3 protein-coding genes are annotated in these 23,345 nt (G+C 43.4%); all 3 read right to left on the bottom strand.

The window, feature by feature from the left end:
• Positions 1-9 precede the first annotated feature (9 nt).
• The 3 genes from V7783_RS13885 to V7783_RS13875 are packed head-to-tail and all read right to left on the bottom strand — an operon-like array spanning position 10 to position 23,076.
• A complete protein-coding gene (locus V7783_RS13885) occupies positions 10-1,317 on the bottom strand; it encodes an HlyD family type I secretion periplasmic adaptor subunit (protein ID WP_335679216.1) in 1,308 nt (435 codons plus the stop codon).
• The gene (locus tag V7783_RS13880) at positions 1,310-3,424 is read right to left on the bottom strand and encodes a type I secretion system permease/ATPase (protein WP_335679215.1); all 2,115 of its coding nucleotides are present in this window, start codon (positions 3,422-3,424) and stop codon (positions 1,310-1,312) included. Before V7783_RS13880 ends, V7783_RS13885 begins: the two co-directional genes overlap by 8 nt.
• Positions 3,421-23,076 (bottom strand): T1SS-143 repeat domain-containing protein, encoded by a 19,656-nt coding sequence (locus V7783_RS13875; protein WP_335679214.1) that lies wholly within the window; start codon positions 23,074-23,076, stop codon positions 3,421-3,423. Before V7783_RS13875 ends, V7783_RS13880 begins: the two co-directional genes overlap by 4 nt.
• Positions 23,077-23,345: the final 269 nt, after the last annotated feature.

Raw genomic sequence — 23,345 nt, 5'->3', positions numbered from 1 at the left:
GTGTCCTTTTTATGGTTCTCTCATGGCATTGGCTTTGGCACGCAAAAGCGGCTTTAGCCAATACTGTAAAACGGTTTTTTTACCAGTCAAAATATCTACACTGGCTTGCATGCCGGGTATTATTGGCTGCTGAGCCAATATATTCCCATCGGTTTTTATATGGGCTTCGTAATAGGTTGTGCCATCTTCAAGTTGTGAGGCATCAGGACTCACATAGATAACTTCTCCTTTTAGTCCGCCGTATATGACAAAGTCATAAGCGCTAAATTTCACCATGGCAGGCATGCCTTGGCGAATAAAGCCAATATCTTTAGGTGCTATTTTGGTTTCGACAATCAGTTTGTCGTCCAAAGGTACAATTTCCATAATGACTTGGCCAGGCTCGATAACTCCTCCCACTGAGCGAGAGGCGATATTTTTTACAGTGCCAGTTAATGGCGATTTAATCTGGGTTTTTATTAATCTGTCTTCTAGCGCTTTACTACTTTCGTTAATTTTAGCTAAGTTATTAGTAACTTCATCTAATTCATTTTGCGCGTTGGCAATGTAGTCTAGGGCAACTGACGTTCGCTCTTCTTTACCTTGTTCTTTTGCTGCCATTAATTGTTGTAATAAAGCATTGGCACGATTAACTTCACCAGAGAGCATCACCTCTTCTCGTTGTAATTTGACCAGCTCCATTTCCGCCACAGCGCCATCATCAACGCCTTCAGAAGTTAGTTTTACTTCACGGGAAATCAATTTTAGGCGTTGTTTTAATGAATCAATATTGGCTTGTTGTTCAATAATAGCTTGGCTTTGTTGCAAAATCATTTGCTGGCTTTGTTGTAGCAAAGAACGCAGTTGCGATAAACGCGCTCTGTAGCTATTGCGGGCACTGTTTGCAATGTGGGCAGGAATGTCGCTTACTGATAAGTTGACCTCTGTGATTGCAACGCCGGTCACTGTATCACGGTCGATGACGATGGTTTCAAGTTCAGCTGTTAATCTAAGTTGTTTCGCTATTAAGGAGTCACGTTCTTGATTAGATTCAGCAAATGCAGCGGCAAAGCGAGTATCATCTAATAATAATACGGGTTGGCCTTGTTGCACTAGCTCGCCTTCTTGTACTAGTACTTGTTTTAAAATGCCGCCATCGAGGTTTTCTACCGTTTGTACTGTTTGGGCGGGTACTACATTACCTTCGCCGACAATCACTTCGTCTAAGGTAGCAAAGGTTGCCCAAGCGATAGTACACACTAAGACTAAAAATACGATTAGGATTAACCTTTGTGCTTGGCGTGCCGCTTGAAGTTGCGATATCTCTAAGTTACTCATTGGATGTCGCTCCATGAGGCTTTACTGTGATGCTACGTAAGCGGCGGTTACTACCAGTAAACAATTGTTGTGGAGTTTGAATACTGGTGAGCTCACCTTTCTCAATCACAATAATCTTATCGCATAGTGAAAGTACCGCGGCTTTATGGCTTGCGATCACCATAGTGGTATCGGTAATATTTTTTAAACTACTTATGATATGTCGCTCACTGATTTCATCCATTGCACTGGTAGGCTCATCCAGCAGTAACAATTTAGGGCTTTGCAGTAATGCGCGCGCTAAAATAACTGCTTGGCGCTGACCGCCGGATAAGCAGCGGCCAAACTCACCAACTTGGCTTTCAAGGCCGGTTTCAAGACGATCAATAAAATGATGAATACCTGCCATGTGGATCACTCTTGATAGCTCTTTAGGATCGACTTGTTGGCAACCGACAGTAATATTTTCTAATAAGCTGCCATAAAATAAACTCGGACTTTGTGCCATCCAACCTGTGTGTTTACGTAAGGTTTTTAGTGACCATTGCTTTATTTCAATATCATCAAAGAATATTTGTCCTTGAGTGGCTTGATATTGCCCTGCAAGTAGCGCTAATAAAGATGATTTCCCCGAGCCTGCGGCTCCATAAAGACCAACTTTTTCACCTGCTTTAATATCAAAATTGAGTTGCTGTAATACCGCTAGTTTTTGTTCCGGGTAGTTAAATGTGAGGTTTTTAACACGAATATTACCGCTTAGTTCACTGTGGCTGCTAAGTATACTTTGTTGATTTTCTTGCGGTAGTTCAAGTACTGCTTTGACAGATTCGATGGCTGATTCTGTTTGCTTATACTTTAACAGCAATGACGCTATTTGACTGATTGCGCCACCAGCACGGCCGCTGATCATCACCATGGCAATTAAAGCGCCCATACTGACTTCGCCTGCTTGAATTAAATATACCCCTGCAACAATTAAACCTATGGTGGTTACTTGCTGTAGTGCGGCAACTGTATGGCTGAGTGTGTTGGCACTGTGGCGAGATTTATTTTGCCAGGTAGCCATTTGAGCCATCGTTTGCTCCCAGAGTCGCTGGGCTTTTCCTTCACTGCGCGATTGTTTTAATTCAACAATTTGATTTAAATATTCAATTAAATAAGCTTGCCGTTGAGTGCTAAGTTTAGCTGCTTCTTCAACACTGTTGGTGAGCCTGCCTTGTAAGAATGCACCGGTAAGTACAATTAATAACATAGTGGTGATCGGTATCAATACGATTGCACCACCTAACCAACCTATTAGCGCTAAAAACATTAATGTAAATGGTAAATCGATAGCAGAAACTAAAGTGGCTGAGGTTAAAAACTCTCTGACACTGTCAAAATCTTGCACTTGTTTTGCGTAAGCGCCTGCTGATTGTGGGCGGTGCTCTAAGCGCATGCCAATGACTTTGCTAAATAAGGTGCTTGATACTTTGAGATCAATACCTTTCCCCGCGGTGTCTGTTAGTTGCGTACGGGCTTGCTTTAAAAACCAATCAAAGCTGATCGCAATCATTGCGCCAAATGCGAGTACCCATAACGTATCAAGGGCGGCGTTAGGCACAACACGGTCGTACACATTCATAGTGAATAGTGGGATCACCACTGCAAGCAGGTTCACGGTGAACGAGCCTAGTAATAATGAGCCATAAAATGGTTTTACTTCATTAAATACAGGTTGCAGCCAATGGGGAATTTTTGAGTGAATAGAGCTACTGCGCTTATCGATCACTTGGTCAATGGTGAGGTGCCAACTGACAAGCCAGGTTTGTTGCTCAAGTTTAACGGTTGTTATTTCAGGATCGGCAGTTTGAAATAACACGATGATTTTATCATTTTGTTTATCGAGCAGCCAAAGGTGTCCTTGTTGATCAATCGTAGCGGCAGGAAACAGCATTTGTGATAATTGTAAGACTTGTTGTGTGCCAGCAATATTGCCATTGCTTAATGCACGCTCTATATGATGTGGCGCTAGCTGCCCATCAGGTAGTCCATCACTGAGTTGATCTCGATTGCAGCGCTGTGCAAACGCAGTGTTCGCACAGCTTACAAATTCGACTACTTGATCATGAGTGAGTGTTAAATTCATGGTTCGATAGAGTCCATATTATCCATAATTTTCATTAAGTCTTGCTCAAATTGACCGCTGTCATGACTGGTACCTAATTCGCTGTCAGCGCTGCGCATTGGGTCAGTTGGCTCTTGCGAGAGAATATATTGTAATTGTTCTATCGTGAGTGATCCCGTTGCATTAGCTTCTTGAGCTGTGCTGGCTACGCTTACTGAGATCTCTTGTACCGCACCGCTTTGGGTTTCGCCATTAAGTTCGGCATAAGGGGTCATGATCAGGGTAAAGTTATCGCCAGCTTCAGCGCCAATGATTTGTAAGTTGGCAACATCGGCTAAGTCAATGACCCAGTTATTACCGTCTTTGCTTCCTGCATTTAAACTTAAATCATCAGGGATCCCGCTAATTGTTAAGTAACCAGTTTCTGTTGCTGCTGGGTTTTGCAAATCTAGACTGAGGTTCAGCGGTATATTATCAGGGTCTGTTACTGATATATCGCTAAAGCTGAGCCAGACTGGCGCATCGACTTCAGGTTCAAGCGTTAAAGTAAAGTTGGCTGTTTTAGAGTCGCTGGTATCTGACATTACAGTACCATTGACTGTTGCGGTATCTATGCTCGCAACATCAACTTGCATGTTTAAGTTGCCCCAAGCAAGAGTACCAGCGTTAAAATCAAAGTTTTGTAGTTGATTACTAGCCACAACTAAAGTGGCAATATAGCCACCCGCGCCATCGCTGGTAAAGTATACTTGTTGGCCATCTACTTCAATATAAGCGCCGTTTAGTCCAACTAATGCTGAGGCATCTGAATCCGCGTTAATTTTAACAGTAAGCTGAATTTGCTCGTCTTCATTGGTATCTTCACTTATTGCTAATAAATTGATGGTAACAGTTTCATCCTCATTTGCTGCGTAGGCGCTATCTGGCGATCTAACTAAATCAACACCATCACCAATAGGGCGAACACCGACTACAAACTCAGCAGTGGTGCTTAAGTAGGTAGCAGGGTCTTGATCTTTAGTGATAGCTTTTAGCGTGAGTGGAATATCACCATTAAAATCTTGTGGTGGAATAAGCACTACATTGCCACTAGCTAGTTGTTCAGGGGTAACACTCCAGTTATAAGTTTCTAAACCTCTAAAATCTCCGCCGTCAGTGCCATTATTTGCAAGAGCTGTATAGGTACCATCACCATTGTCTATGGCTAATACACCATTATTTGGCACTCCTGAAATACTTAAGTACATTATTTCAGAGCCGTCATTATCAAATAGTTCAGCACTGATCCCGGTCAGTTTTATTGCTGTATCTTCGTCACCTAAAATATTAGCTACCGTTAATGTTGCGTAATCGGTAACCGGTTTTATATCCAAGGAAATAGTGGAACTAAAGCTGCTAGTATCAGTTACTGTACCAGTCGATATCAGTGCCGTATCAATCACTTGACCACTAATTTCTAATCGTAGTACGCCAGAACCTGAGACATTTAGTGGTGGCGTAACACTAACGTTTGTAAGTGCTTGGTTGAGTTCATTGCTATTGCTGCCAGTAAATACATAACTATTACTGGTACCATCAACAAGTACGAACAAGCCTGATGGGTCATTCAATGTGCCACCATCTAGCAAGGTGATAGTTAAATTGTTTGCCGTATTTTGAGTATCGATCACCACACTCTCAACACCGCCGGTAGTTGCTGAGCTGTCATTATCAATAAAGCTAAGTGTTATACCTAATGGTTGCGAGGTATCTTCTTCAATTGCAGTAGTATTGGCACTTACAGTAACACCATCAGCGATTGGACTTACGTCGACACTAATTATTTGACTATCATCAATGACAGTATCACCACTGATTGGGTCGACAGCGATAACGCGAATTGGTATATCGAGTATGCCTGCAAAGTGAGTTCCTGCAGTCGATATTGTAATTCCCTCTAATGCGCTAGCTGGGAATACATATTCAATGACTGATTGACCGCTGGCATCGTGAATAACCTCCACACCAGCGCCACTGACAACAGCACCTACTGGTAAATCGGATGCTAATATCCTAAAGCTAATTTGATCATTGCTGTCATTGGTAAATGTATTGGTAAAGTGACCGCTGAAGTCAATTACGCTGTCTTCTTCGGCATCAATAACGGTTTCTTGGATTTGATTAACTGGGCTTGCTGCAGAGTCTGCGGCTCCTTGAGTAAATTCAACTTGGATTGTGCCAAAGATCGCATCGTCATCAGTTAAGTCTGTGACTTTTGCCGCAACAATGATTTCTATTGGGCCGTTGGTCGCATTATCACTTATTAGGGTGACGCCACTTAACACATCAACAATATCAACAGTTGATGCAGTGGTACCAGCATCGGTTGGTATTAACCAACGACCTTCACCGTCAGGTAAAGCACCTGGGTAATCAACGTAGAAACCATCGCTGTCTGGCAGAATTAAAACTATGTAATCAATGGTTTCTGAACCATCAATATCCGCTTCACTAAAGTTCATTGCGCCGGTTAAATCTAGGCTTCCAGTATTACTAACTAAAATACTGCTTGAGGTGGTCACCAGCTCACTACGGTTGCCATCAATTTCGATTTCTTTGTCAAAATCAGGGGCAATAGTCACTGTGCTGGTGGTCGCAATATCTACTGGTGTGGTGTTACCGGCATCTGAGGTATCGATGACTGTGTAAGTTATATCAATCACAAAATCACCAGAGGCATCTTCAGGTGGCAAGATTGCTAACCGGCCACTGGCTAAGAAGCCTGCTAAGTCACCATCAGCTAGTGTTGCTAAATCGAGTGAACCATTAAATTCAATGGCAACCCCATCTAGTAGAAGTATCACTGAACTTGGGATATTGGTGATCACAGCACCGGTGATTATTTCGCTGTTATCAGCATCAGCTGTAGTTGGGTTTATATTTAGTACAGCGGCTTGATCTTCAATACCTGTTGAGCTGGTGGCAAGGTTTGACTCATTAGAATCAAGGATAGGCGTAAGATCTATATTTACGTCCATTGTAAACTCACCTGCATCGCCGTCAGGTTCTGTGGTGACAGTTATAATATTGAAGTTAATGCCGCTGCCGCTAAAGTCACCTTGTGGTTTAAGATATAGAGTTTGTAATTGTTCCGCAGACACGCCATATACGGGTTTGCCATTTTCTGCTCGAATAATCTCAAGTTCAACAGGGTTGCCATTGATATCGACGATGGTGACACCATCTGGTAAGTTGGAGATTAGTAAGTTTATAACCTCAGAGCCATCATCATCAGATGTTCTTACTAAGAAGTCTAAGGCGATCAAGTCATCTTCATCAAACTCAGCAACGTTAGTTAATAGCGCCTGTTGTTCATCAAAACTCCAGTTGGCACCAGTGTCTACAGTTGGCGGGTCAATAACCCCTTTAACTATAACTGTTAAGTCTTTTGCTTCGCTGCGTGCCGATTCACTGCCTGGTTTAATTGCAACACCATCAACTTCGGACTCGTAAGACACAGCGACCACAGAGATAATAAAGTTATTATTAAATGAGCTTATGTCGGTTTGCGGAATAAGTTGAATATTTCCGGCGGTAATATCCTCACTGCTTGCGCTATAAGTACCGTTACCTAAGTCGGTTAACTGTGCACCATTGAGGGCATTCATACTCCAACCATCTGGAATTGTGAACTCATAATACAAGGTTTCAGAGCCGTCCGTATCAGTAAGTTGCCCTGCAACAAGCTGACTAACATTGATAGCTTGATCTTCATTAGAGCGAACATTTGCTACGATCAAATCTGGTATATCTGCAACAGGTTGTAAATCAATGGTGACTGTTTGTGTTACTTGTTCGGCGGTATCGTTATTATCTTGCTCTGTGGCAATTGCGGTAATATCAAAATCAAACGAGCCGGCAAGATTTACGTTGCCTTCAGCTGTTAGAGTTGCTATATCTGCGCTCGATAAAATATCGCCATTACTGACTATATTGCCATTCACCTTTAGAATTAAACCATCTTCAATATTTTCAATTCGATAGCTAATTATTTCTGAGCCATCAGTATCTTGAAGGTTGGCTAATAGGTTTAGTTGTATTGGCGCGCCGTCTTCTTCACCCAAGTAATAAAACTCTGTATTGTCATCCCAAAGTGGCGTGTCTGCAACAGAGTTAATGGTGACATCTAGAGCGCTATTTATTTCACGGCTGCCGTTTTCATCGGTGATTTCAACAGTAACATCAAGTGTTACTTGCTGACTGGCAATTGCATCAGAAGTATTAGCAGCAGGTGTAAATAATAAGTCGCCATTAGGTAACGCTGTACCTATATGTAGAACGGTGTTGTCAGGCAGAGTCAACTCTTGCTCTAATATGCGCATGTTAGAGCCTGAAATTATTACGAAGCCATCAACAATTGGCAGAGTTATAATATTGCCAGCACCGTCATCTAGGGTCAGTACGCCGCCGTTTAAAGATGCTTCGCTAATTTTGATTTCGGTGATCACATCGCCACTATCAAGGTCACCAGGGTAAGCCGCGAGTTGTACTAAAATCGCTTCGTCTTCATTACCTTCTGGTTGATAAAAAGCAATACGTCCTTCGCTATCTAAAACATGTAGATTAAGGTTATTGGTGACTGTATCGCCATCGCTATCTGTAACTTGATAACTTATCGTGTCGTCAAATATGTTTGTATCCGAAGCAAATGGGTTAGTAGAAATAGATACGGTGCCATCACTGTTAATGGTTAAAGTGCCATACTCTTCATCCCCGTTTCGTAATGTAATAGTGTCGCCTGCATTGTAATTAACACCTAAATAAGTAACTTGTGTTACTACGGCACCATCGGCACCCTGTTTAATACCATCTAATAGATCGGCCGTTAAGCTATCGCCTTCAGAGAAAGTTAAATCTGTATCAATTGCGACAGGGATATCATCTTTTACAGAGACTGTTAAGCTTTGAGTCGCTGATTTATCACCATCAGCATCGATAGCTTGGATCTCAAAGTTAATATCTAATTGGTTAGTGCCGTCACCAGTTTGATGATCAAGTGCTGCTGTTTGTTTATATTCATAGGTGCCATCAGCGAAGAAGCGGATTCTAAATACTTCGCTATTATCAGCTGTTGCTATATACCAACCATTGTCATTGGCAGTTTCAGATAAACTGACTGTATTGCCATTTTTGGAAATGCCAGTAAGCGTAAATCCATCTGCTAGCGCGACTGCAACAATAGCATCACTGCCTGTGGCCAGAGTAAAGCTGCCTGTTGTGGATATTGAGTCATTACTGTTTAGGTCAAATTCATCAACAATACTATTTGGTATCCCCGGAGTGACAATTTCTGGGGCTAAACCATCATCCACGTTTACGGTTACTTCATTTAATATTGAAGTATTATCGGCATCAATAATAGCCACCGGTACAATCAGGCTGAGTTGTGTATCTTGCGCTGCTAAATGATCGATGGCGCCAAATAATTCAAAATTTATGGCCGCGCTGGTTGTTTGCCCTGCATCAATAGTTAAGCTTGATGGTAACGTTACTTCAAACACAACGGTTCCATCAGGTAATTGACCTTGTGCTTTGCCATTACCTAAGTTTATCCAAGAGATGGCTTGGCCATTTTGGGTCAGTGCATTACCTTGGCTATCGAGTACGGCAGCACCGCTATTAAACTGGTAGCCAATGGCAACAATAGCATCATTACCGGCCACGATAGTGATTTCACCGTTATCTGAATTAGTATAACTACTATTATCTTTAGGTAATTCAGTTACATTAAGTATTGGTGTATCGCCGTCAATTGACTCATCATCAATGATGGTTATGTCTAAGTTAGCGGATACAGTATCACCATCAAAGTCGGTCATTTCAATTTTTAAGTTGATAGCATCTGTGACATCTTGATCCAATGCCCGATAAAGAGTAACGATATAATCTTGGGCCAATGAGTCTGTGCTACTGCTAAAGTCACCGGCAAGTTCAACTTGGAAAACAGGATCATTAACATCACCCGTATGACCAATAATGGTTTTTCCGTCGGCACTAATAGCATAAATAATGGCGAGACTGTTACTCGTTAGCTGTGGTTGCTCATTGCTTGGAGAAAAGATAACTTCAACAATTTGATCAGAGCCAACTAATGTTGATAGCTGACCAGTTGCGACTTGGGTGCCTTGAGTTAAATTATTTTCGTCTAAAGTGACCGCTGTAATGCCGGCAAATTGTGGATCATTACCATCAAAAATTGTAATAGATGCATCGCCTTGGGAAATTTGCGTTCCATCTAAATCCTCAGCAGTAATGGTCAATACAAGCTGTAGCTGTTCCGACACTTCATGATCGATAGGACCTTGCTGTTGATATACTGCCGTTGCTGATAAATCATCACCATTATTTACTGCCGTTAGGTTGATCGTAATAATGGTATTTCCACCTGCAGTTGCTGTCAGGATTTTACCATCATCAGATAGAGTAAACGTTAGCGTGTTGCCATCGCTGCTTAGGTTTAACGCATTTAAGCGAGCTAATGTTGTATCACTAAAGGCTATTGAGTCAGCTAATAATGTGTCGGAGCCAGAGTGAACGGTAAAGTTTATATCTCTATTTAAAACTTGGTCATAATCAGGTTCAGTAAGGTCTAAGTTTTGATTATCTACATAGCCTGCATTACCATCTAAAATATTAATAGTGGCAGTTGCGCCGTCTAAAGTACCGTCTATATCTGAAACTGTGTAATCAAAACTAAAGCTTTGTGGCAGGGTATGGTCTAAGTTATCGTTCGCGGTAAATTGCCAAGTGCCGTTGCTATTAACAATAAGTTCGCCGTAGCTCAATGTGACCGTTGCGGGTGTGTTTGCAGTGACAGTATAAGTTTGTCCTGCAACTTCAATCTGGGTGACAACTAAGGGTCCTTCAATGGTGTAATCATTACCTAATACACTGCCTGAACTTACGGTATCTTCTATAACGTCATAGTTATCATCACGAGCAAAAGGGGGTGTATCATTGATAGTAATGTAGGTAGGCAATAGTACAAGCTCTGAGGTACCATCATCATCAGTTTGTAATGCTTCTATTATCACTGACGTTGTTAGTGTATTACCTATAGGTTGATCGAAAGGCTGGAATTGGGTGATCCGTACCGCATTTGGAATAAGCTCAATTGTCATTGCAATGGTGTTATTACCATCTTCACGGATCACATTAAGAGATTGGCCATCTGCTGCTACTTCAATTCTGACCGCATTACCACCTTCATAGGTCAGGGCTGCAAGTGCGTCTTGTACGTTGGCAAAGGCTAAATCTGCATTGCTGATATTTAACGCACTGGTATCTGATGTTGAAGCTGATACATCTAAAATATACTCATAAAGCTCTTGGCCACGTACGACATCCAGTGTTGGCATGTCATCGGTAGCTGTATTACCTGCTATATCAGTAACGGTGGCGGTTAACTCCCATGCAGTTGCATTATTCAAGGTACTGACATTGATATTATTGACCTGCCAAGTCCCGTTACTTCCCACACTACCAGTAAAGTAAAGAGTTTGCCCGCCATCAAAAATTGCAATAGTCACTAGTTGGCCACTTTCGGCGTCGGTGCTCCCATTAATTGAGGTTAGTTCACCAGAGCGGAAAGCCTCTAAATCAAAACCATCACCGGTATCAATATCAATATTTACCGTGGTGTCTATGGTTGCATCATCGGAGTCAGTAACATCATTTCCTGCTAAATCTGATGCTTGTGCTGTAACTGTAATACTTCCATCACTCCAGGTTGATAAATCAACCGTGGTTTGGAATGATAAATCGTTTTCTACTAGTGCTGTTACTGTGATGGTTTCATTATTTGCACCTACCAAAGTTAAAGTAACAGTTTGGCCAACTTCTATATTAGTAACATTACCTTGTAGCACTAATTGACCTAATTCATCAGCAACAAGGTAGTTATCGCCACCAGAGATTATCTCTACATTAATCGCAGCTAAGGTATCTTTACCTGTGGTGGTGCTTGCATCGGCTGGATTGCCTGCTATGTCACTTACGGTCGCGGTATAACTTAATTCGCCATCAACTAAGCCGGTTAGATCTTGCGTTATTTCCCAAAGACCTGCGGTGACCATGGCGGTAAAGGTCAGCTCTTTACCATTTTCATCTGTAATGGTGATGGTCACTAAGCGGCCATCTTCGACATTATTAACAGTACCAAAAATACGTGTCGCAGGCGCTTCTGCGGCGTTGATTACATTGTCAGTGAAATCAGCATTGGTATCGACTTCAATAGTTATACTTGCCTGTGTATCTTTTATAATAGTCGTCGTATCAGTGGCATTATTCCCAGCGATGTCTTGGGCAGTTGCTGTAATATCGATATTTCCTTCAGCAAAGCCTGAAAAATCAACGTTCTCGACAGACCAATAGCCATCGACCACTGTGGTGGTAAATGTTTGTGTATTACTACCATCTGATACGGTTACAGTGACTGTTTGGCCATTTTGGATCCCCAGTACTGCACCACCTAAATCGACACTATTTTGTTCGCTTTCATTTATAACCCCATCAAGATCAAGTGTGGTAGCGGCGATGATTGCCAGCGTATCTTTATTGAATATAAGTGTATTAGAGGCTGGGTTTTCCGCCTGATCTGCCACTTCGGCTTGTACTTGAATTTTACCGTCAACTAAGTTGCTCAAATCAACGTTATCGATACTCCAAGCGCCAGCAATCACCGTGGTTGTTGCGGTTGCGGTGTTACCGTTTCTGTCTACAAAATACAGCGTCACTGTTTGACCATCTTGTACATCCGTCACGGTGCCAGAAAAGTTATTGTTGGCGGTGACTTCATTCTCATTGATAACTTGATCTGCTAGATCTGTATCGCTTAGCGCTATGGTGATCCTTGCTACGACATCTTTTTGTGCCGTATCGGTTGCTTGATTACCATTGCCAGCACGATTTTCCACACTGGCAACTGCGGTAATTTCACCATCGACTAAAAAGCGTGAATCGAAGTTTTCAATTAGCCATTGGCCATTTTCAACGACCGCTGTTAGCTCAATGGAGGTTCCTTGAGAATCAGTAACGACGACCGTTACAATTTGACCGTTTTCAGCGTCGGTGGTGCCACTAATTCGTACGGTGGGTGCTTCAGCGGCATTGATGGTGTCATCTTGTACGGTATCAATCTCAACCGTGATTGCTGGTGGTTGAGTGTCTTTAGATACCGTGTTTGTAGCAACAGCAGGGTTACCAAAGCTATCAATACTGGTTGCAGTGAAGGTTAGATCGCCATCCAGTAAACTCGATAAATCGCCATCTTCAATAATAAAGAAACCATTTTGCACTGTGGTATTAAAAATTAAGCGGTTACCGGCTTCATCACGGACAATAATTTCAACCGGTTGGCCGTCTTCAATGTCATTGGCAACCCCACCAAACGTAGCGGGATTAACTTCGATGCTATTTAAAATACCGTCGCCATTGGTTTGTATCTGCATCGAAATAGTGGATAACGTGTCTTTAAATGTTTGCGTGTCTGCGTTGGCTGGGTTACCTGCTGCATCGCTGGCGCTGACAGTAAAGCTTAGCTCACCTTCTGCAAAGCTTGTGAGGTCAAGCTCCCCTAAACTCCATGCGCCATTGGCGACAGTGGTGGTGTATTGCTGATTAACGCCATTTACATCGGTGATGATGATGGTCATTGTTTGACCATCTTCAATATTAGTGGCGGTGCCATTGACCAGAACCGCACCGACTTCACGAGCATTGATTGAGTTATCGCCGCCATCATCGACACTGATGGTAAGGCTTGCTTGGGTGTCTTTTACCACGGTGGTGGTATTGGTTGCCGTATTGCCTGCGACATCGGTGCTGCTGGCATCGACGGTGAGTTCACCTTGTGCAAACACAGTTAAATCAAGGTTATTCAGGGTCCAGGCACCATTGACAACAGTGGTGGTAAATTCAAGGCTGCGGTTTTGGCTGTCTGTGACCGTGATAGTGACTGTTTGGCCTTCTTCAATACCGCTTACGGTGCCTGATAAATCCACTGCGCTTTGCTCAGCGTTATTGATAACTTGGTCGCTATCAATCACGTTCACGGTGATTGTAGCGACGGTGTCTTTAGTAAAGCTGACGCTATCAGTCGCGGGGTTTTCCGCGACATCGCTGATACTGACAGTCGCTGATATTTGGCCATCAGCTAGGTTTGTTAAATCTACATTATCAACCGCCCACAAGCCGCCGCTAACCGTGGTTGTTACTTGGCTTGTGTTGCCATTAATATCAGTGAAGATAAGGGTAACGGTTTGCCCATCTTCGACATTAGTGACGCTACCAGAGAAGCTATTTGCGCTGCTTTCTGCGCTATTTAAAATCTGGTCAACGTCATTGAATGTCACGTTAATATCAGCGATTACGTCTTTTTGTACGACTTCTTGGTTACTGCCTGAGTTGCCTGCTTGGTTAGTAACGGTTGCCGTGCCGGTAATATCGCCATCAACTAATTGTTGAGTGTCAACATTATTAATTGCCCATACGCCGCCATTAATAGTGGCTGTGCGGGTAATGCTATTTCCCGCTGAATCACTAAGTACCACAGTAACGGTTTGGCCATCTTCAACATTACTGACGGTGCCAGTGATATCTACCATCGGTGACTCTGCATCATTAATAATGTTATCTTGAATGGTGTCGATATCAATGGTGATCTCTACTGGCGCGGTGTTTTTTATCACGGTAGTGGTGCTAGTGGCAGGGTTTCCGTTTTGATCCGTTGCTGTTGCAGTGAAGGTAAGCGTACCATCGGCAAGGCTACTTAAGTCTTGCTCATTTATGATGTAAAAACCGTTTTGTACTGGGGCTGTAAAGCTTAATGTTTGGTTATTTTCATCAGTGACGGTTACCGTAACTATTTGACCCGTTTCAATATCGTTAGCTGATCCACCAAACGTCACAGTGTCAACTTCAGCGCTATTAAGTATGCCATCGCCATTGCTACCAACTTGAATCCCTAGTGCCGACAGAGTGTCTTTAAACACACTACTTGAAGCGTTGGCTACATTGCCTGCAGCATCAGTGCCTGAAACGGTGAGTGTTAGCGGCCCTTCAGCAAGGCTTGATACATCTATATCGTCTAAGGACCAGGCTTGGTTGGCTACTTGCACACCATAGCTTAGTGAAATCCCGTTACTGTCGGTGATCACCACAGTAACCGTTTGCCCGTCGTTTATGTTTTTAGCTTGGCCAAAGAAATCAACGGCGCCAACTTCTAACGCATTGAGCGAGCTGTCACCTCCATCCGCGACATCTATAGTTAATGAGGCGAGAGTATCTTTAACAACCGTTGTGGTGGCGCTGGCTTGGTTGCCCGCTACATCAGTGCTGGTAACGGTGACGACTAAATCGCCTTCGGCCAAGTCGGTGATATCTACATCACTAAGCGACCAAGCACCATTAATCAGTGTTGTTTCACCCGTTCGAGTAAATCCATTGCTGTCGGTCACCGAAATTATTACCGTTTGTCCGGCTTCAATCCCTGTTGCCACGCCACCTAGATTCACTGCTGTCTGTTCGTTGCTATTAATTACCTGATCGCTATCATCGATGCTAATAGTGATGGTCGCTGTGGTGTCTTTAGTAAAGGTGATGCTGTTATTGGCTGGATTTTCAGCCACGTCAGAGACTGCCACGCTTGCCGTGATCTCACCATCAGCAAGGGATGATAAGTCCACATCTCCCAGCGTCCATAGACCGTTAACAACCAAGGTTGTTGCTGTAACGATTGCACCATTTTTATCAGTTAACGTGAGAGTGACTGTTTGGCCGTCTTCAACATCTGTAACTGTTCCCGAGAAGTTGTTTTCTAGGCTCTCGGTTTGGTTGATTACCTGATCATTGTCATTTAATTGTACGGTGATATTGGCAACGACATCTTTGCTGACGATTTCTTGCGCTGAGCCACTATTACCTACGTTATTAGTGACGCTGGCGGTACCTGTTACTGTGCCATCTAATAAGCTCGAAGTATCAACGTTATCTAAACGCCATGCATTGTTGGCCACGGTTGTAGTAAAGGTCAGTGTGGTGCCATTGGCATCGGTTAATACCACAGTAACAGTGGCACCATCTTCAACATTGACGGTAGTCCCGGTAATATCAACCTGCGGTGATTCTACATCGTTGATCACATTATCTTGAATGGTGTCGATATCAATGGTGATCTCCACCGGTGCAGTGTTTTTCACGACGGTAGTAGTGGCAGTTGCTGGATTGCCATTTCTATCAATGGTGTTGGCGGTAAAAGTTAAGTCTCCATCGGCAAGGCCTGATAGATCGCCATCTTCCACAATGAAGAAGCCGTTACGTACCACAGTATTAAAGATCAGCGTAGTGCCTTGGCTATCGGTGACGGTGATCTCAACCGCTTGACCGGTTTCAATGTCGTTAGCTACACCACCAAAGGTGGCTGGATTGACTTCTAACTCGTTAAGAATGTTATCACCATTGGTTTTGATTTGCATCGAAACGGTGGATAACGTGTCTTTAAATACTTGATCTGTGTTGGTTGCGGTATTACCAGCAATATCCGTTGCTGTAACCGTAAAATCAAGCGGGCCTTCAGCAAAGCCGCTCATATCGACGCCTTCAATCATCCAGCGCTCGTCCATGACTGTGGTGGTCAGTGTTTGCGTTTTACCCTCGCTATCAGTGATGGTCACCGTTACTGTTTGACCATCTTCGATATAAATTGCATCACCAGCTAAATCGACACTGCCGACTTCAGCGGCGTTAAGTAAATCATCGCTGCCGCTGTCTACCTCAATGGTGACAAGGGCTTGAGTGTCTTTTATCGCCGTCGTACTGCCATTGGCACTGTTACCTGCATTATCTTGGGCGCTGGCGGTAACGGTGAATTCACCTTGTGCAAAGGTGCTGATATCAATACCTGTTAGCGTCCAATTGCCGTTGACTATCGTTGTAGTAAGTTGTTGCTCACGCCCTGTATTATCGGTAAGTGTAATGGTTACTGTTTGGCCGTTTTCAATGCCAGTAACAGAGCCTGATAGCGACACGGTTGTTTGCTCCGCGGAGTTGATCAATTGATCAACATCATTCACGCTGACCGTGATCTCTGCGGTGGTGTCTTTTAAGAAGGTAATCGTGCTGCTTGCAGAGTTCTCAGGTTGATCACTGACACGGGCTTGTGCAGTAATTTGACCATCAACAAGGTTTGATAAATCGACATTTTCCAGTGTCCAAGCGCCTGCTACAACGGTTGTTGTCGCGCTGGTGCTATTACCATTTTTATCAAGAAACAGCAGTGTGATTGTTTGACCATCTTCCACATCAGTCACAGTACCTGAGAAGCTATTAACCGTGACTTCGTTTTCATTAATAACTTGGTCAGCATCGTCCAGTTGCAGAGTGATTTCAGCCAGCACATCTTTTAGTACGGTGTCGGTTGCGTCACCGGCATTACCTGCGCGGTTTTCCACACTGGCCACTGCGGTGATATCGCCATCAACTAAGAAGCGTGTGTCGACGTTTTCTAGTATCCACTTGCCGTTAATTACGGTGGTGGTGAGGGTAATTGTATTACCGGCAGTATCGGTTAATAACACCGTCACTACTTGGCCGTTTTCGGCATCGGTGGTGCCACTAATACGCACGGTGGGTGCTTCAGCTGCATTGATGGTGTCATCTTGTACGGTGTCAATCTCGACGGTTATTTCAACTGCGGCAGTGTCTTTTGTTACAGTGTTTGTAGCAACAGCAGGGTTACCAAAGCTATCAATACTGGTTGCAGTGAAGGTTAGGTCGCCATCCAGTAAACTCGATAAATCGCCATCTTCAATTATAAAGAAACCATTTTGCACTGTGGTATTAAAAATTAAGCGGTTACCGGCTTCATCACGGACAATAATTTCAACCGGTTGGCCGTCTTCAATGTCGTTGGCAACCCCACCAAACGTTGCAGGGTTAACTTCGATGCTATTTAAAATACCGTCGCCATTGGTTTGTATTTGCATCGAAATAGTCGATAACGTGTCTTTAAATGTTTGCGTGTCAGCATCGGCAGGGTTACCTGCAACATCGCTGGCGGTGACCGTAAAGCTCAACTCGCCTTCTGCAAAGCTTGATAGGTCAAGCTCACCTAAGCTCCAAGTACCATTAGCGATAGTGGTGGTGTATTGTTGGTTTACGCCATTTACATCGGTGATGACGATGGTCACCGTTTGACCATTTTCAATATTAGTAGCGGTTCCATTAACCAGTACTGCGCTGACTTCACGGGCGTTGATTGAGTTATCGCCGCCATCATCGACACTGATGGTGAGGCTTGCTTGGGTGTCTTTTAGCACTGTTGTGGTATTTGTTGCCGTATTTCCTGCGACATCGGTGCTGCTGGCATCGACGGTGAGTTCACCTTGTGCAAACACAGTTAAATCAAGGTTATTCAGGGTCCAGGCACCATTGACAACAGTGGTGGTAAATTCAAGGCTGCGGTTTTGGCTGTCTGTGACCGTGATAGTGACTGTTTGGCCTTCTTCAATACCGCTTACGGTGCCTGATAAATCCACTGAACTTTGCTCAGCGTTATTAATAACTTGGTCGCTATCCAGCACGTTGACGGTAATAGTGGCGACGGTGTCTTTAGTAAAGGTGACGTTATCTGTGGCGGGGTTTTCAGCAACATCGTTGACCGACACAGTGGCGCTAATTTGGCCATCGGCAAGGCCTGTTAAATCAACATTATCAATCGCCCATAGGCCACTGGTTACGGTAGTCGTTACTTGTTTGGTGTTGCCATTGATGTCCGTGAAGGTAAGGGTAACGGTTTGCCCATCTTCGACATTAGTGACGCTACCAGAGAAGCTATTTGTGCTGCTTTCTGTACTATTTAAAATCTGGTCAACGTCATTGAATGTCACGTTAATATCAGCGACTACGTCTTTTTGCACGACTTCTTGGTTACTGCCCGAGTTACCTGCTTGGTTAGTTACGGTTGCCGTGCCGGTAATATCGCCGTCTTTTAAAATACGGGTATCAATATCATTAATCGTCCACACACCACCATTAACGATGGCAGTACGGGTGATGGTGTTGGTGCCATCAGTGAGTGTCACCGTGACAGTTTGGCCATCTTCAACATTACTGACGGTACCTGATACATCGACTTTAGGCGCTTCGGCGGCATTGATGGTGTTATCTTGAATGGTGTCAATATCAATGGTGATCTCAACAGCCGCTGTGTTTTTTATGACGTCAGTGGTTGCTGTAGCAGGGTTGCCGTTTCTATCAAGTCCTTCGGCGGTAAAGGTCAGCTCGCCATCAACAAGCGTACTTAAATCTTCATTTTCAATTAGGTAATAGCCATTACGCACTGTGGTGGTAAAAGTCAGTGTGGTATTGGCGCTATCAGTTACTGTAACTGTGATAACTTGACCGTCTTCGATGTCACTCGCAGTGCCACCAAAGGTGGTAGTGACAACCTCTTCACTATTGAGAATACCATCGCCATTAGTACCCACTTGAATAGAAATAGTCGAAAGAGTGTCTTTGAAAACAGTGGTGTTAGCGGTTGCTGGGTTGCCTGCAACGTCTGCTACGTTAGCTGTAAACGTTAAAATACCTTCAGCAAAGCCAGATAGATCAGTATTTGTTAACGACCAAGCACCGGCAGTAACGCTCGCAAAGTATTCTTGAGTTTTACCTGCGGAATCGGTCACTAAAATAGTCACCGTTTGGCCATCATCAACATTAAGTGCCAGACCGGAAATAGCAACGTCGTCGACTTCTGCGGCATTTAGTGAATTATCGCCGCCATCAGCCACATTAATCGTTACACTTGCTAAAGTGTCTTTTACTACGGTCACTGTGGTGGTTGCTACATTACCAGCCACATCAGTACTGGTTACGGTGACCACTAAGTCGCCTTCAGCGAGGTCGTTAATATCCACATCACTCAGTGACCATTTACCATCAACGATAGTGAGAGAGTCATTTGTTCGAGTTGTGCCACGACTATCAGTAACAGAGATTGTGACCGTTTGGCCATCTTCAATGCCATTTACGACGCCGGATACACTCACCGCACTTTGTTCTGCAGCATTAATTATTTGGTCTGCATCTTCAACAGTAATAGATATCGTCGCTGTGGTGTCTTTAGTAAAAGTGATGCTGTTATTCGCTGGATTTTCGGCCACGTCAGAGACCGCTACGCTTGCCGTGATCTCACCATCAGCAAGAGCTGCTAAATTAACATCACCAAGTGTCCATGTACCATTTACCACTATGGTCGTTGCTGTCACTGTTTGACCGTTTTTATCGGTTAAAGTGAGCGTAACGGTTTGCCCGTCTTCAACATTGCTAACAACGCCTGAGAAGTTGTTTTGTTTAGTTTCGATTTGGTTGATTACTTGGTCGGCATCGTTAAGCATCAAGCTGATGTTTGCGACTACATCTTTACTTACTATTTCTTGCGCAGAGCCTGAGTTGCCCACGCTATTGGTAACAGTAGCGGTGCCATTGATACTACCATCAATTAAAAACCGGGTATCAATATTATCGAGGCGCCATTGGTTATTAAATACTTGGGTAGTAAAGGTTAAACTATCGCCATTGGCATCGGTTAGTACCACAGTAACAGTGGCACCATCTTCAACATTGACGGTAGTCCCGGTAATATCAACAGTCGGAGATTCAATATCGTTGATCACATTATCTTGAATCGTGTCGATATCAATGGTGATTTCCACCGGTGCGGTGTTTTTTACTATGGTGGAGGTGGCAGTTGCAGGATTACCATTTCTATCAATGGTATTGGCAGTGAAAGTTAAATCGCCATCGGCAAGGCCGGATAGGTCACCATCTTCCACTATAAAGAAGCCGTTACGTACCACAGTATTAAAGGTCAACCTAGTACCTTGGCTATCGGTAACGGTGATCTCAACCGCTTGACCGGTTTCAATGTCGTTAGCTACACCACCAAAGGTCGCCGGATTTACTTCTAACTCGTTAAGAATGTCATCGCCATTGGTTTTGATTTGCATCGAAATCGTGGATAAAGTGTCTTTAAATACATCAGTTGTATTGCTGGCTGAGTTACCAGCTAGGTCACTAGCCGTTACGGTAAAGTCTAAGTTACCTTCGGCAAAACTGGTAAAATCAAGATCTGCCAATTGCCACTGCTGATCCATCACTGTGGTGGTATATTGTTGGCTGTTACCGGTTGAGTCAGTAACGGTAATCGTGACTAATTGACCATCTTCAATATGGGTGGCCTCACCATAAAGCGTAACGGCATTGACTTCATTGCTGTTGATTAAGTTATCGCCATTTGATTCAACAATAATTGTTACTTCCGCGAGGGTATCTTTTATATGTTCCGCGGTTGCAGTGGCAGTATTACAGCTTAAATCTTCAACTTTAGCTGAGAAGGTAAGTTGTCCTTGCGCTAAAATGCTTAAATCGGCATCGGCAACCAGCCATTCGCCCGCCATCACAGTGGCAGTAAAGGTAATCACTTTACCGTTTACATCTTTTACTGAAACTGTGACTATTTGCCCATCTTCAACATTGGTAACAGTACCAGAAATGGTTGTAGCAGGGGTTTCTGCGCTATTGATTACCGCGTCTTCGCCTGTATCTACGTCTATGGTAATTTGCGCTACTGTGTCTTTTACAAAGCTAATATCGGTTGAAACAATGTTACCACTTAGATCTGTGGTGTATGCACGAATATTTAAATCACCATCGACTAAACCAGTTAAATCGGCATCTGTATAAGCCCAAGCGCCGTTATTGCTAGTAGTATCAAAACGTAGGGTATTGCCTTCACTATCTGTGATGATTAGCACCACCGGTGCACCATCCTCAACGTTCTCAACAGTACCAAATAAATCGATTATCTCAACGCCGTCATGGCATTGCTCTGCGACTTCAACAGTGATGTTTGACTGTGTATCTTTAAAAGCCATATCGCTTGCGGTTGCAGGGTTACCAGCTAAATCGCTAACAGTTGCAACAGCATTAATAGGGCCTTCAGCTAAGCTACTTAGATCTAAGTCAGCCAGTGACCAACTGCCATTGATTATTTCTGCTCTGAAGCTTAATTGGTTATTTTCACTGTCTGTGATAGTGACCAAAACAAATTGACCGTCTTCAATAGCGGTCGCGGTACCTGTAATGCTTGTGGCGAGAATTTCATCTTTATTAAGTAACTCATCACTACCAGTTTCGATTTGTATGGTAACAGTTGCTTGTGTATCTTTTGTGGTTGTAGTGCTTGCTTGCGCGGTGTTATTGCTTAAATCAGTTACGCTGCTAGTAATAGTTAATGTGCCATCTGCAAGTGTTGATAAATCAGCGTTATCGACCTGCCAGCTACCGCTATTTACTTGCGTAGTAAAAGTAACACTAATGCCGTTATCGTCGGTTACTGTAATTGTGACTAGTTGACCATCTTCAACGTCTACCACATCACCAAATAAAGTGCGGTTAGTTGATTCTACTAAGTTTACAACGGCATCATCACCGGTCTCAATGTTGACCGTGATAGCGGCGCTGTTATCATAATCAACTTGCTGATTAGCTGTGGCTGGGTTTCCTGCGTCATCTTGCGCATTTACAGTGATTGTAAGTGGACCATCTGCAAGCGTCAGTGCAATGCCCTGTATACTATAGCTGCCATTGACAATTACAGCGTTTAATACTTGGTTTTGACCATTTCTATCAGTAATGGTGACTGTCACCGCATTGCCATCTTCAATATCAACAACGCTGCCGTTAAAGTTATAGAGTAGGCCGTTGCTTGAGGCCGTTGTTGTGGTGTTGACAGTGATTTCAGCTAGTTTATCGTGTTCGGCAGTGTCTGTTGCATTCGCTGGGTTACAATTTAAATCGGTGCTATTGGCGGTCGCTGTGATGGTGCCGTTATCCAAACTTGAAATATCTACATTATTAAGCTGCCATGCTTCATTACTGACTATTGCACTAAGTTCGATAGTATTGCCATTAATGTCAGTTAGGGTAATAAATACAGTTTGACCGTCTTCAATACCGACCGCCGTGCCAGAAATTGATACGTTGTTATCTTCAGCGGCATTAATAACGTTATCATCGGTATCGTTAATATTAATTGTTAATAGTGCTAGCGAATCATAAATAAAATCAGTGTTGGCAGTTGCTTGGTTATCTGAAAAGTCACTCACAGTTGCTGTAACACTGATAGGGCCATCAGCTAAGCCAGTCATATCCGCATCGATTAAAGCATATGCGCCGTTTTGCACTGTAGCTTGAAATGTTTTACTTGTGCCATTGCTATCGGTTAAAACAAGGGTAACAACATTGCCATCTTCTACATCGTTGACTGTACCAACAACATCATAGGTTTCACCTTCGGTACTACAGTTCTCCAAGACATTAACAGTGATCTCTGCCAAAGTGTCTTTAAATACAAAGCGTTCAGCTGTTGCAGGGTTACCTGCTAAGTCATTACTAGCAACAGTTACTAAATAATTACCATCAAGTAGTGGGGCTGTGCTGATATTTTCCAGACTCCATTGACCATTAATTACGGTTGTTTCTGCGCTGGTTATTAGGGTGCCATCGGGGAAAAACAGCTGAACAGTAACAGTTTGACCATCTTGAATATTGGTTACATCACCAGAAAAAGACACAATTAATACGTTATCTGCGGTTTTTTCTATTTTTTGTACAGATAAGCTGATTTCAGCAAGGGTATCTTTAACACTCGTATCTTGCGCACTAATATCGGCATTATTTAGGGGAGTGGTAAGCTGGATATCAGCAACAATTTGCCCTTCGGCAAATGCACTTAAATCAATATCGTTAATTTGCCAAGCTTGATTTTGTGCCGTGGTAGTAAAAGAGAGTGTTTTCCCATTAATATCAGTGAGTGTGATTGTTAAGCTCTGGCCGTCACTGG

The organism is Pseudoalteromonas sp. (assembly GCF_036960685.1).
Classification (GTDB): Bacteria; Pseudomonadota; Gammaproteobacteria; order Enterobacterales; family Alteromonadaceae; genus Pseudoalteromonas.
This window is presented reverse-complemented; position numbering and strand designations above follow the sequence as displayed.